The following is a 13252-nucleotide window of genomic DNA, read 5'->3' as shown; positions in this document are numbered from 1 at the left end:
CGTCCCCCCTTTTGAGCAGGCAGGGAGCCGCATCCCGATGTCCGAGCCGGAAGAGATCGACATTCACACGACCGCGGGCAAACTCGCGGATCTTCAGCGCCGTATCCAGGAAGCGACGCACGCCGGTTCGGAACGCGCCGTCGAGAAGCAGCACGCCAAGGGCAAACTGACGGCCCGTGAGCGGATCGAGCTGCTGCTCGACGAGGAGTCCTTCGTCGAGCTCGACGAGTTCGCCCGGCACCGCTCCAGCAACTTCGGCCTGGACACCAACCGCCCCTACGGCGACGGCGTCGTCACCGGGTACGGCACCGTCGACGGCCGTCCCGTCGCCGTCTTCTCGCAGGACTTCACCGTCTTCGGCGGGGCGCTCGGCGAGGTCTACGGGCAGAAGATCGTCAAGGTCATGGACTTCGCGCTGAAGACGGGCTGCCCCGTCATCGGTATCAACGACTCCGGCGGCGCGCGCATCCAGGAGGGCGTCGCCTCGCTCGGCGCCTACGGCGAGATCTTCCGCCGCAACACCCACGCCTCCGGCGTGATCCCGCAGATCAGCCTGGTCGTCGGCCCCTGCGCCGGCGGCGCGGTGTACTCGCCGGCCATCACCGACTTCACCGTCATGGTCGACCAGACCTCGCACATGTTCATCACCGGCCCCGACGTCATCAAGACGGTCACCGGCGAGGACGTCGGCTTCGAGGAGCTGGGCGGCGCGCGCACCCACAACTCCGCCTCGGGCGTGGCCCACCACATGGCCGGGGACGAGAAGGACGCCATCGAGTACGTCAAGCAGCTGCTGTCGTACCTGCCGTCCAACAACCTCAGCGAGCCCCCGGCCTACCCGGAGGAGGCGGACCTGTCCGTCACCGCCGAGGACCGCGAGCTGGACACGGTCGTGCCGGACAGCGCGAACCAGCCGTACGACATGCACACGGTGATCGAGCACGTCCTGGACGACGCCGAGTTCTTCGAGACCCAGCCGCTGTTCGCGCCGAACATCCTCACCGGGTTCGGCCGGGTCGAGGGGCGCCCGGTCGGTGTCGTCGCCAACCAGCCGATGCAGTTCGCCGGCTGCCTGGACATCGACGCCAGCGAGAAGGCGGCCCGGTTCGTGCGGACCTGCGACGCCTTCAACGTCCCGGTCCTCACCTTCGTGGACGTGCCCGGCTTCCTGCCCGGCGTCGACCAGGAGCACACCGGCATCATCCGGCGCGGCGCCAAGCTGATCTACGCCTACGCCGAGGCGACCGTCCCGCTCATCACCGTCATCACCCGCAAGGCCTTCGGCGGCGCATACGACGTCATGGGCTCCAAGCACCTGGGCGCCGACCTCAACCTGGCCTGGCCCACCGCGCAGATCGCGGTCATGGGCGCGCAGGGCGCCGTCAACATCCTGCACCGCCGCACCATCGCCGAGGCGGCCGAGACGGGCGAGGACGCGGAGGCGGTGCGCGCCCGGTTGATCCGGGAGTACGAGGACACCCTGCTCAACCCCTACGTCGCGGCCGAGCGCGGTTACGTCGACGCCGTGATCATGCCCTCCGACACCCGCGCCCACGTCGTACGCGGCCTGCGTCAGCTGCGCACCAAGCGGGAATCCCTGCCTCCGAAGAAGCACGGCAACATCCCCCTCTAGGCCTGCTGGGAGCCGGCATGAACATCAAGGTCGTACGGGGCAACCCGACCCCGGAGGAGCTGGCCGCCGCCCTGGCGGTGGTCCGCGTCCGCGCCGCGGCGGCGGCAGCCGCGCCGCCCGGCGCGCCCGGCCCCCGGGACACCTGGGCGGACCCCGCCCGTATCGCGGCCCACCGCCTGCCCGCGCCGGGCCCGGCGTCCTGGTCGCGCACCTACTGGCCGGGCTGAGCAAACCGGCGCGCCGGGCCGGGCGCGAAAAGCTGAGTACGTGTACTCAGGCGCCCGGCCCCGGCCTGCGGCACGCTGGAGCCATGCTGTGGTCCGACCCGGAGAACGAGCCGCCCGAGGAACTGCGCGAGATGCAGGCGATGTTGCGGCGGCTCGGCCTCCTCATGTCCCTGGCCATGGTGGCGATCATGATCGTGATCGGGCTGAGGTGAGCGCGGTGCGCCCCGCGGCTACGCTGACCGCATGACCGCTCAGCCGCGCCGCCGCCTCGTCCTCGCCTCCCAGTCCCCCGCCCGGCTCGGGCTGCTCCGCCAGGCCGGACTGTCCCCCGACGTGATCGTCAGCGGCGTCGACGAGGACGCCGTCAGCGCCCCCACGCCCGCCGAGCTGGCCTTGGCGCTGGCCGAGGCCAAGGCGTCCGTCGTGGCGGCCCGGCCGGACGTGCGGGGCGCCCTGGTGATCGGCTGCGACTCCGTGCTGGAGCTGGACGGGCAGGCGCTGGGCAAGCCCGCCGACGGCGAGGAGGCCACCGCCCGCTGGAAGGCGATGCGCGGGCGCGCCGGTGTCCTCCAGACGGGCCACTGCGTGTGGGACACCGAGCGCGAGCGCCACGTGTCCGCGACCGCCTCCACCGTCGTGCGGTTCGGCGAGCCCACCGACGACGAGATCAGCGCCTACGTCGCCTCCGGCGAGCCCCTCCACGTCGCGGGCGCCTTCACCCTGGACGGCCGGTCGGCGCCGTTCATCGAGGGCATCGACGGCGACCACGGCAACGTCATCGGCCTCAGCCTGCCCCTGCTGCGGCGGCTGCTGGCGCGACTGGGCGTCGGGATCACGGAGTTGTGGGCGCCGCCGGCGGTATGACCGGCTTGGCGGGCGGCCCGGCCGGGGCGGGGCCGGGCACGGCGTCCTGCGGCTCCTCCCGGGGCCCCTCCGGCGCGCTCCCGGGCAGCTCCCGGTCCTGCGGCCCCGCGCCGGTGCCGGCACCGGGCGCCGCCCGCCGCGCGCCCTCCACGCGGTCGTAGGTCATCAGCAGCAGCACGATCAGCGCGAGCACCACCACCATGAACAGGAACGCCGTCCAGCCGACCAGGCCCCACGCGAAGGCGCCCAGCAGGCCGTGCACCACGGCCACGCTGATCAGCAGGATGCGGCCGAGGCCCGCGGGGGCGCGGTCGCGGACCGCCACCAGCAGGGCCACCAGGGCGCACAGCGCGAAGTAGAGCCCGAAGACCACTCCACCGATCTTCGAGGACGTCGACATGACGTCCGGGTCCAGGCCGGCCAGGGACATCTTCTGGCGGTCGACCACGATCCCCAGGAACCAGTTCAGCGCCGCGATGACGAACGCCTCGGCGAAGAGGACGAACGCCACGATCCACGCCACCGGTCTGCGCACCACCGGTCCCCACCCACTTTCGACCGCAACCCGAGCCGAGCTGCTGTTACCTGAAGTACGTTCCAGTCATCGCGAACGCTACTAACGGGTAAACCTCGGGACAAGGGTTCGGGCCGCGGCAAAGATTCGTTGGGCCATTCGTAGGGACTCGACAAAGAATCAGAGTGGGCCGCAGCACCCCCTCACAGAGACCTTGACCACATGACAGGGCTAGGGTTTCCCGGAGGAGTTCCTGCCTACCGAGGTACGACAAGGGCTTTCGCGGGTCGAGCGAGCCTCGAATCACGCTCCGTGTGGGCAAGCTCACCATTGGGGACGGGTCGAAGTGCCGTGTCGGCAGTCCCTAAACTCGGCTTGTTTCAAGGAGGGAGCCTCAATCGTGCGCAAGGTGCTCATCGCCAACCGTGGCGAAATCGCTGTCCGCGTGGCCCGGGCCTGCCGGGACGCCGGGATCGCGAGCGTGGCCGTATACGCCGACCCGGACCGGGACGCTCTGCATGTCCGCGCCGCGGATGAGGCGTTCGCCCTGGGCGGTGACACCCCGGCGAGCAGCTACCTGGACATCCAGAAAGTGCTGAACGCCGCCAGGGAGTCCGGCGCGGACGCCGTCCATCCCGGCTACGGCTTTCTCTCCGAGAACGCCGAGTTCGCCCAGGCCGTGCTCGACGCGGACCTCATCTGGATCGGCCCGCCCCCGCAGGCCATCCGCGACCTCGGCGACAAGGTCGCCGCCCGGCACATCGCCCAGCGGGCCGGCGCGCCCCTGGTCGCCGGCACCCCCGACCCCGTCTCGGGAGCCGAGGAGGTCGTCGCCTTCGCCAAGGAGCACGGCCTGCCCATCGCCATCAAGGCCGCCTTCGGCGGCGGCGGCCGCGGCCTGAAGGTCGCCCGCACCCTCGAAGAAGTACCCGAGCTGTACGACTCCGCCGTCCGTGAGGCCGTCGCCGCCTTCGGACGCGGCGAGTGCTTCGTCGAGCGCTACCTCGACCAGCCCCGCCACGTGGAGACCCAGTGCCTGGCCGACACCCACGGCAACGTGGTCGTCGTCTCCACCCGCGACTGCTCCCTCCAGCGCCGCCACCAGAAGCTGGTGGAGGAGGCCCCGGCGCCGTTCCTGTCCGAGGCACAGGTCCAGGAGCTGTACGCCTCCTCCAAGGCGATCCTGAAGGAGGCCGGCTACGTCGGCGCCGGCACGGTGGAGTTCCTCGTCGGCGCGGACGGCACGATCTCCTTCCTGGAGGTCAACACCCGCCTCCAGGTCGAACACCCGGTCACCGAGGAGGTCGCGGGGATCGACCTGGTGCGCGAGATGTTCCGCATCGCCGACGGCGAGGAACTCGGCTACGGCGACCCCGAGCTGCGCGGCCACTCCTTCGAGTTCCGCATCAACGGCGAGGACCCGGGCCGCAACTTCCTGCCCGCCCCCGGCACCGTCACCCGTTTCGACCCGCCCTCGGGCCCCGGCGTCCGCCTGGACGCGGGCGTGGAGTCGGGCAGCGTCATCGGCCCCGCCTGGGACTCCCTGCTGGCCAAGCTCATCGTCACCGGCCGCACCCGCAAGGAGGCCCTCCAGCGCGCCGCCCGCGCCCTGGAGGAGTTCCAGGTCGAGGGCATGGCCACCGCCATCCCCTTCCACCGCGCGGTCGTGAAGGACCCCGCCTTCGCCCCCGAGCTGACCGGCTCGGACGAGCCCTTCACCGTCCACACCCGCTGGATCGAGACCGGCTTCGTCAACGAGATCAAGCCGTTCGCGGCTCCCGCGGACACCGAGGCGGACGAGGAGACGGGCCGCGAGACGGTCGTCGTCGAGGTCGGCGGCAAGCGCCTCGAGGTCTCCCTGCCGTCGTCGCTGGGCATGTCCCTGGCCCGCACCGGCCTCGCGGCCGGCGCCAAGCCCAAGCGCCGCGCGGCCAAGAAGTCCGGCCCCGTGGCCTCCGGTGACACCCTCGCCTCACCCATGCAGGGCACCATCGTCAAGATCGCCGTCGAGGAAGGCCAGGAGGTCAAGGAGGGCGACCTGGTCGTCGTCCTGGAGGCCATGAAGATGGAACAGCCCCTCAACGCCCACAAGGCCGGCACCATCAAGGGCCTCACCGCCGACATCGGCGCCTCCATCACCTCGGGCGCCCCCATCTGCGAGATCAAGGACTGACCCCACCCCACCCACGACCGAGCCCGGTGGCCCAGCCACCGGGCTCAGTCGTACCCCGCCCACCAGGGGCGCGAGGAACTGCGCGACCAGCGCACGCGGCCCCGCACCCACAAACGACCGCCACCCCCACCCCCTCAGGGGCGCGGGGAACTGCGCGACCAGCCCGAGCGGACCCGCACCCAAGAACTACCGCCGCCGCAGATCAGCGACGCGCCCCCGTTCGGCCCCGGCCCCCGCCTCGAGCACGGACGCCGCCCGCAGCCCACCCCCCGCCACCTGCCCCGGCCCGGACCCCGGCCCCCTCCGCGGCCCCGGCAGCGGAGCACGCCGCGCCGGGACCTGGTCACCCCCCGGGCTCCCCGCCGCCCCGGCCACGGCGATCTGCACCCCCTGATCGGCAAGGGCCTGCAGCTCGGTCCCGGCACGGTCGTCGTGCGCCGGAGGTTCGTCCGTGACGAGCCGGGTGATGAGGTCCGTGGGGACGGTCTGGAACATGGTGTCCGTGCCCAGCTTGGTGTGGTCGGCGAGGACCACGACCTCCGCGGCCGCCTGCACCAGCGCACGGTCGACGGACGCCGACAGCATGTTGGACGTGGACAGCCCGCGCTCGGCGGTCAGACCGCTGCCGGAGAGGAAGGCCCGGGAGACCCGCAGCCCCTGGAGGGACTGTTCGGCGCCGGAGCCGACCAGGGCGTAGTTGGAACCGCGCAGGGTGCCGCCGGTCATCACGACCTCGACCCGGTTGGCGTGCGCCAGGGCCTGGGCGACCAGGAGCGAGTTGGTGACGACGGTCAGACCGGGCACCCGGGCGAGCCGGCGGGCCAGCTCCTGGGTGGTGGTCCCCGCCCCGACGACGATGGCCTCGCCCTCTTCGACGAGTCCCGCGGCGAGGTCGGCGATGGCCGTCTTCTCGGCGGTCGCGAGATGCGACTTCTGCGGAAAGCCGGATTCTCGCGTGAACCCGCCCGGCAGTACCGCACCGCCGTGCCGGCGGTCGAGGAGTCCTTCTGCCTCCAGTGCGCGCACGTCCCGCCGTACGGTCACTTCGGAGGTCTGGACGACGCGGGCGAGTTCACGGAGCGACACGGCCCCATTCGCTCGCACCATTTCGAGGATCAATTGGCGACGTTCTGCAGCGAACACGAAACTGACAGTAACCCCAACGACCGTCTGGTTTCAGCAGTTTGCGCCGAATAACAGAAGTTGTTCGTACGGCAGAGACGCAAGTGGTATAGGGCCTACGCCCGGCGCCTATGCCGCACGCATGCTCGACAACTCCGCGTGACCAGCGGGGACGCGGTCGCGGCCGTCAGGCCTCGCCGGTCGCCTTGCGGTTGTGCAGCTGGCGGGCGACCTCCGCGATCGACCCCGAGAGGGACGGGTACACGGTGAAGGCGTTCGCGATCTGTTCCACCGTCAGATTGTTGTCGACGGCGATCGAGATCGGGTGGATGAGTTCCGAGGCGCGCGGCGCCACGACCACGCCGCCGACCACGATCCCGGTGCCCGGGCGGCAGAAGATCTTCACGAAGCCGTCCCGGATGCCCTGCATCTTCGCGCGCGGGTTGCGCAGCAGGGGCAGTTTGACCGCCCGGGCGTCGATCTTGCCCGCGTCGACGTCGGCCTGGCTGTAGCCGACGGTGGCGATCTCGGGGTCGGTGAAGACGTTGGAGGAGACGGTCTTGAGGTTCAGCGGGGTCACCGCGTCGCCGAGGAAGTGGTAGACGGCGATGCGCCCCTGCATCGCGGCGACGGACGCCAGGGCGAAGACGCCGGTGACGTCACCGGCCGCGTAGACGCCGGGCGCGGTCGTGCGGGAGACCTTGTCGGTCCAGATGTGCCCGGACTCGCGGACCTTGACGCCCGCCTCCTCGAGGCCGAGGCCGGCGCTGTTGGGGATGGCGCCGACCGCCATCAGGCAGTGCGAGCCGGTGATGACCCGGCCGTCGGCGAGGGTGACCTCGACGCGGTCGCCGACCCGCTTGGCGGACTCGGCGCGGGAGCGGGCCATGACGTTCATGCCGCGGCGGCGGAAGACGTCCTCCAGGACGGCGGCCGCGTCCGGGTCCTCGCCGGGCAGCACGCGGTCGCGGGAGGAGACCAGGGTGACCTTGGAGCCCAGGGCCTGGTAGGCGCCGGCGAACTCGGCGCCGGTGACGCCGGAGCCGACCACGATGAGTTCCTCGGGCAGCTCGGTGAGGTCGTAGACCTGGGTCCAGTTCAGGATGCGCTCGCCGTCGGGCTGCGCGTCGGGCAGCTCGCGGGGGTGGCCGCCGGTCGCGATCAGGACGGCGTCGGCGGTGAGGGTCTCCGCGGTGCCGTCGGCGGCGGTGACGACGACCTTGCGGGAGCCGTCCAGGGCCTGCATGCCCTCGAGCCGGCCGCGGCCGCGCATGACGCGGGCGCCGGCGCGGGTCACGGAGGCGGTGATGTCGTGGGACTGGGCGAGCGCCAGGCGCTTCACCCGCCGGTTGACCTTGCCCAGGTCCACGCCGACCACCCGGGCCGCCTGCTCCAGCGGCGGGGTGTCGTCGGCGACGATGATGCCCAGCTCCTCGTAGGAGGAGTCGAAGGTGGTCATCACCTCGGCCGTGGCGATCAGGGTCTTCGACGGCACGCAGTCGGTGAGCACCGACGCCCCGCCCAGGCCGTCGCTGTCGACGACGGTCACCTCCGCGCCGAGCTGCGCGGCCACCAGCGCCGCTTCGTATCCGCCGGGTCCGCCACCGATGATCACGATCCGAGTCACGTACTCCATTCTCCCGCACGCCGCGCCGTGCTTCCGCCCGGGGCCGGTCCGGCGGGCCCCCGGGCCGGTGCCACCGGCCCCGGAGGGGGACTCCCGGGTGGCGGGCGGGACGTCCGGGGGCCCTGTTCTCCGCGTGGCGCGGGGGCGCCCTGCCGTAGTCTCGTCGCATGTCGCTCTATGCCGCGTACGCCGGCAACCTGGACGCGCGGCTGATGTCCCGCCGCGCCCCCCACTCGCCACTGCGCGCCACCGGCTGGCTGAACGGGTGGCGGCTGACGTTCGGGGGCGAGCAGCTGGGCTGGGACGGCTCCCTGGCGACGATCGTCGAGCACCCCGGCGGCCAGGTCTTCGTCGGCCTGTACGACCTGTCGCCGCCCGACGAGGAGTCCCTGGACCGCTGGGAGGGTGTCGCGCTCGGCATCTACCGGCGTGCGCGGGTGCGGGTGCACACGCTGGAGGGCGAGGAGTCCGCGTGGCTGTACGTGCTCAACGGCTACGAGGGCGGCCTGCCCTCGGCCCGGTACCTGGGCGAGGTCGCGGACGCCGCGGAGTCCGCGGGGGCGCCGCACGACTACGTGATGGAACTGCGCAAGCGGCCCTGCTGACCGGGCGCGCCTTGGTCGGAAACGACAAGACAACGATCGCGATCCCGTGGGCTCCGTCATCTACGCGCGTAGGCGAAGACCGGCTACGCTCATGCGCGTGAACGCATCTCTTCTTCCGGACGACACCCAGGGCGACCCCTACGCCGCCGCCGACGCGGCCGCCGCGCGGCTGCGCGCACTCACGGGCGCCGAGACCCACGACGTCGCCCTCGTGATGGGCTCCGGCTGGGCGCCGGCCGTCGACGCCCTGGGCGCACCCGACGCCGAGTTCCGGGTCACCGAGCTGCCCGGTTTCCCGCCGCCGGCCGTCGAGGGACACGGCGGCACGGTCCGCTCGTACGCCACGGGTGACAAGCGCGCGCTGGTCTTCCTCGGCCGCACCCACTACTACGAGGGCCGCGGCGTCGCCGCCGTCGCGCACGGCGTCCGCACGGCCGTCGCCGCCGGCTGCAAGACCATCGTGCTGACCAACGGCTGCGGCGGTCTGCGCGAGGGCATGCGTCCCGGCCAGCCGGTGCTGATCAGCGACCACATCAACCTCACGGCGACCTCCCCGATCGTCGGCGCGAACTTCGTCGACCTCACCGACCTGTACTCGCCGCGGCTGCGCACCCTCTGCAAGGAGATCGACCCCAGCCTGGAGGAGGGCGTCTACGCCCAGTTCCCCGGCCCGCACTACGAGACGCCGGCGGAGATCCGCATGGCCCGGGTGATCGGCGCCGACCTGGTGGGCATGTCGACGGTCCTGGAGGCGATCGCCGCCCGTGAGGCCGGCGCCGAGGTGCTGGGCATCTCGCTGGTCACCAACCTCGCCGCGGGCATGACCGGCGAGCCGCTGAACCACGAGGAGGTCCTCCAGGCCGGCCGCGACTCGGCCGCCCGGATGGGCTCGCTGCTGGCCCAGGTGCTCGGCCGGCTGTAGGACCCGCCGGCCGGGCCCGGGGGCCCGGCGCCACGGCGACGCGACAGGTACGACGAACGAGAGGTTGACCCCACCGTGCACGACGATCTCATCGCCCGGGCCCAGGCGTGGCTGGCCGAGGACCCCGACGCGGAGACCCGTGAGGAACTCGCGAAGCTGATCGACGCCGGGGACGTCACGGAGCTGTCCGCGCGCTTCGCCGGCACGCTCCAGTTCGGTACGGCGGGGCTGCGCGGCGAGCTGGGCGCCGGGCCCATGCGGATGAACCGCTCGGTCGTGATCCGTGCCGCCGCCGGACTCGCCGCCTATCTGAAGCGGCACGGCCACGGCGCGGGCGAGGGGGAGCCCGGGCTCGTCGTCATCGGCTACGACGCCCGGCACAAGTCCGCCGACTTCGCGCGGGACACCGCCGCCGTGATGGTGGGCGCCGGGCTGCGCGCCGCGGTGCTGCCCCGGCCCCTGCCGACCCCGGTGCTGGCGTTCGCGATCCGGCATCTCGGCGCGGTCGCGGGCGTGGAGGTCACCGCCAGCCACAACCCGCCCCGGGACAACGGGTACAAGGTCTACCTGGGCGACGGCTCGCAGATCGTCCCGCCCGCCGACGCCGGTATCGCCGCCGAGATCGACGCGGTCGCCTCGCTGCACGACGTCCCGCGCCCGGACGCGGGCTGGCAGATCCTCGACGACTCGGTCCTGGACGCCTATCTGGCCCGTACCGACGCCGTCCTCGAGGCCGGCTCCCCGCGTACCGCCCGCACGGTGTACACGGCCCTGCACGGCGTCGGCCAGGACGTGCTGCTCGCCGCGTTCGCCCGGGCCGGCTTCCCGGCGCCGGTTCCGGTGGCCGCGCAGGCCGAGCCGGACCCGGACTTCCCGACCGTCTCCTTCCCCAACCCGGAGGAGCCCGGCGCGATGGACCTGGCGTTCGCGCAGGCCCGGGAGAGCGACCCGGACCTGGTCGTCGCCAACGACCCGGACGCCGACCGCTGTGCCGTCGCCGTCCGGGACGGCGCCGACTGGCGGATGCTGCGCGGGGACGAGGTCGGCGCGCTGCTCGCCGCCCACCTGGTGCGGCGCGGCGTGCGGGGCACCTTCGCCGAGTCGATCGTCTCCTCCTCCCTGCTCGGCCGGATCGCCGAGCGGGCGGGGCTGCCGTTCGAGGAGACCCTCACCGGGTTCAAGTGGATCGCCCGCGTGGAGGGGCTGCGCTACGGCTACGAGGAGGCCCTCGGCTACTGCGTCGACCCGGACGGCGTACGCGACAAGGACGGCATCACCGCGGCGCTGCTGATCACCGAGCTGGCCTCGGAGCTCAAGGAGCAGGGCCGCACCCTCCTGGACCTGCTGGACGACCTCGCCGTCGAGCACGGGCTGCACGCCACCGACCAGCTGTCGGTGCGCGTCCAGGACCTGTCGGTGATCTCCGACGCCATGCGCCGGCTGCGGGAGCGGCCGCCGGCCGAGCTGGCCGGCCTCGCCGTCACCCGGGCCGAGGACCTGGCCCTGGGCACGGACCGGCTGCCGCCCACCGACGGCCTGCGCTACACCCTGGACGGCGCCCGGGTCGTCGTCCGGCCCAGCGGCACCGAGCCCAAACTGAAGTGCTACCTGGAGGTCGTCGTGCCGGTCGCCACGCACGCCGGCCTGCCCGCGGCCCGCGCCCGCGCCACCGAGCTGCTCTCGGCCGTCAAGCGCGACCTGTCCGCGGCCGCGGGTATCTGACGCGGCCTGGGCGCCCCGGACCGGGGCGCCCAGGACCCTCCCCGGCTCGTCTCAGCCCGTCGCGAGCAGGACCGCCAGCAGGACCGCCCCGGCCAGCGCCGGTGCCACGACCTCGTAGGCCCAGCGGACCGTGACCTGTCCCTGGGCGCTCTTCTCGGCGCCCCGGGTCTCCAGCAGCTCGCGCAGGTCGTCCATGATCTTGTCGGTCTCGGCGCGCGTGGGGCCGTCGGTCTCGACCGTCCCGCCCGGCGTGCCGCCGAAGCCGAACCCGCCGCCGAGGCCGAACCCGCCGCCGGCCCCGCGGGCCGGGCGGCCGCCGCCGCGTGCCTCGGCCGCCGCCCGCGCCTGTCTGTGGGCGGCCTTCTTGCGGGCGCGCAGGGAGACCGGGATGGCCCACAACTGGTAGCGGGCGCCGGACGTGAGGACGACCTCGTTGGAGTAGCCGGAGCGCAGGGCGGCGACCTCGCCCCAGGGCAGGGTGATCACCCGGAACGGGTTGCGCACGCGCAGCCGGTCGGGGTCGACGAAGACGGCCGGGCGCAGGGTGAAGGCGACCACCAGCGGCACCAGCAGGATCAGCCCGGCCAGCGCCAGCCACGGCGTCCGGTCGTGTCCGCTGACGATCGCGTCGACGCCGAGCCACCCGACGATCACGAGCAGCAGCACGCCACCCGCCAGCGCCATGGGCGAGCGGTAGATGCGGTCCCTGGCGGCAGGGGGCGGCGGTGGCGCGGGTGACTGGTGGTCCGGGGTCGTCATGGTCCGATTCTGCCCGACGCCGCCGGCGACGCCCGTCCCCGGTGCCGGAGCGGGAGCCGGGCCCGGGGCTGTACAGCCGCTACGCGCGTAGATATGCTCGTCTGGTGACCATGCCCACCACTGCACCCGCTGCATCCACAGCTCATGCTCTCGTCGGCGTCACCGCGTCCGACAGCACGCTGCGCCGCTTCCTCCACGGGCTGCCCGGCGTCGACGCGGTCGGCCTGGAGGCGCGCGCCGCCTCTCTCGGCACCCGTTCCATCAAGACGACCGCGAAGGCGTACGCCATCGACCTGGCCATCTCGATGGTCGACCTGACGACGCTCGAAGGCGCGGACACCCCCGGCAAGGTCCGGGCGCTCGGCGCCAAGGCGGTCCGCCCCGACCCCACGGACCGCACGACGCCCGCCACCGCCGCGGTCTGCGTCTACCCCGACATGGTGCCCGCGGCCCGGGAGGCCGTCGCCGGCTCGGACGTGAAGGTCGCCTCGGTCGCCACCGCCTTCCCGGCCGGCCGCGCGGCCCTCGCCGTGAAGCTGGCCGACGTCCGCGACGCCGTGGCCGCGGGTGCCGACGAGATCGACATGGTCATCGACCGCGGCGCGTTCCTGGCGGGCAAGTACCTGAAGGTGTACGACGAGATCGTCGCCGTGAAGGAGGCCTGCGGGGCGAGCGCCCGTCTGAAGGTCATCTTCGAGACGGGCGAGCTGTCGACGTACGACAACATCCGCCGGGCCAGCTGGCTGGGCATGCTGGCGGGCGCCGACTTCATCAAGACGTCGACCGGCAAGGTGGCGGTGAACGCCACACCCGCCAACACCCTGCTGATGCTGGAGGCCGTGCGCGACTTCCGCGCCCAGACCGGCGTCCAGGTCGGTGTGAAGCCGGCCGGCGGCATCCGCACCTCCAAGGACGCCGTCAAGTTCCTGGTCCTGGTCAACGAGACCGCCGGCGCGGACTGGCTGGACAACCACTGGTTCCGCTTCGGCGCCTCCTCGCTGCTGAACGACCTGCTGATGCAGCGCCAGAAGCTGGCCACCGGCCGCTACTCCGGCCCCGACTACGTGACGGTGGACTGATCCCC

Annotated in this window: 13 protein-coding genes; 9 read left to right on the top strand and 4 right to left on the bottom strand. The window is 72.7% G+C overall.

Going from position 1 to position 13252, the window contains the following annotated elements:
* The first annotated feature begins 37 nt into the window (after positions 1-37).
* The 4 genes from ACZ6CZ_RS12545 (at position 38) to ACZ6CZ_RS12530 (ending at position 2724) form a co-directional block, all read left to right on the top strand.
* Complete coding sequence (locus tag ACZ6CZ_RS12545) at positions 38-1633, top strand: acyl-CoA carboxylase subunit beta (protein ID WP_469018615.1); 1596 nt, start codon at positions 38-40, stop codon at positions 1631-1633.
* A gap of 17 nt (positions 1634-1650) precedes the next feature.
* Positions 1651-1860: an acyl-CoA carboxylase epsilon subunit gene (locus ACZ6CZ_RS12540; protein WP_469018612.1), complete on the top strand. Its 210-nt coding sequence runs from the start codon at positions 1651-1653 to the stop codon at positions 1858-1860.
* Between the two features lie 83 nt (positions 1861-1943).
* Positions 1944-2072 (top strand): morphogenic membrane protein MmpB, encoded by a 129-nt coding sequence (gene mmpB, locus ACZ6CZ_RS12535; protein ID WP_469018609.1) that lies wholly within the window; start codon positions 1944-1946, stop codon positions 2070-2072.
* A gap of 31 nt (positions 2073-2103) precedes the next feature.
* On the top strand, positions 2104-2724 hold the full coding sequence (locus tag ACZ6CZ_RS12530) for a nucleoside triphosphate pyrophosphatase (protein ID WP_469018606.1): 621 nt from the start codon (positions 2104-2106) through the stop codon (positions 2722-2724).
* Here the strand turns inward: ACZ6CZ_RS12530 and ACZ6CZ_RS12525 are convergent.
* Positions 2693-3262, bottom strand: a complete 570-nt coding sequence (locus tag ACZ6CZ_RS12525) for a hypothetical protein (protein ID WP_469018603.1) — start codon at positions 3260-3262, stop codon at positions 2693-2695. The two genes, ACZ6CZ_RS12530 and ACZ6CZ_RS12525, sit on opposite strands and share 32 nt — an antisense overlap.
* Before the next feature lie 376 nt (positions 3263-3638).
* On the opposite strand from ACZ6CZ_RS12525, the gene ACZ6CZ_RS12520 reads away from it, so the two are divergent.
* A complete protein-coding gene (locus ACZ6CZ_RS12520) occupies positions 3639-5411 on the top strand; it encodes an acetyl/propionyl/methylcrotonyl-CoA carboxylase subunit alpha (protein ID WP_469018600.1) in 1773 nt (590 codons plus the stop codon).
* Between the two features lie 186 nt (positions 5412-5597).
* Here the strand turns inward: ACZ6CZ_RS12520 and ACZ6CZ_RS12515 are convergent, their stop codons facing one another.
* Both ACZ6CZ_RS12515 and ACZ6CZ_RS12510 read right to left on the bottom strand, forming a co-directional pair.
* Complete coding sequence (locus tag ACZ6CZ_RS12515; RefSeq protein WP_469018597.1) at positions 5598-6530, bottom strand: DeoR/GlpR family DNA-binding transcription regulator; 933 nt, start codon at positions 6528-6530, stop codon at positions 5598-5600.
* Positions 6531-6720: 190 nt separating this feature from the next.
* Complete coding sequence (locus ACZ6CZ_RS12510) at positions 6721-8169, bottom strand: NAD(P)H-quinone dehydrogenase (protein ID WP_469018595.1); 1449 nt, start codon at positions 8167-8169, stop codon at positions 6721-6723.
* 158 nt (positions 8170-8327) lie between these two features.
* Here ACZ6CZ_RS12510 and ACZ6CZ_RS12505 point away from each other — a divergent pair, with 158 nt between their 5' ends.
* The 3 genes from ACZ6CZ_RS12505 to ACZ6CZ_RS12495 all read left to right on the top strand — a co-directional run bounded on the left by ACZ6CZ_RS12505 (position 8328) and on the right by ACZ6CZ_RS12495 (position 11409).
* On the top strand, positions 8328-8765 hold the full coding sequence (locus tag ACZ6CZ_RS12505; protein WP_469018592.1) for a gamma-glutamylcyclotransferase family protein: 438 nt from the start codon (positions 8328-8330) through the stop codon (positions 8763-8765).
* Positions 8766-8862: 97 nt separating this feature from the next.
* Complete coding sequence (locus ACZ6CZ_RS12500; RefSeq protein WP_469018589.1) at positions 8863-9687, top strand: purine-nucleoside phosphorylase; 825 nt, start codon at positions 8863-8865, stop codon at positions 9685-9687.
* Between the two features lie 75 nt (positions 9688-9762).
* Positions 9763-11409, top strand: coding sequence for a phospho-sugar mutase (locus tag ACZ6CZ_RS12495; RefSeq protein WP_469018587.1), 1647 nt, complete (start codon positions 9763-9765; stop codon positions 11407-11409).
* 51 nt (positions 11410-11460) lie between these two features.
* Here the strand turns inward: ACZ6CZ_RS12495 and ACZ6CZ_RS12490 are convergent, their stop codons facing one another.
* Complete coding sequence (locus tag ACZ6CZ_RS12490; protein WP_469018584.1) at positions 11461-12168, bottom strand: PH domain-containing protein; 708 nt, start codon at positions 12166-12168, stop codon at positions 11461-11463.
* Between the two features lie 110 nt (positions 12169-12278).
* Here ACZ6CZ_RS12490 and deoC point away from each other — a divergent pair, with 110 nt between their 5' ends.
* Complete coding sequence (gene deoC / locus ACZ6CZ_RS12485; protein WP_469018582.1) at positions 12279-13247, top strand: deoxyribose-phosphate aldolase; 969 nt, start codon at positions 12279-12281, stop codon at positions 13245-13247.
* Positions 13248-13252: the final 5 nt, after the last annotated feature.

The organism is Streptomyces sp. NPDC041135 (genome assembly GCF_055592085.1).
This window is presented reverse-complemented; position numbering and strand designations above follow the sequence as displayed.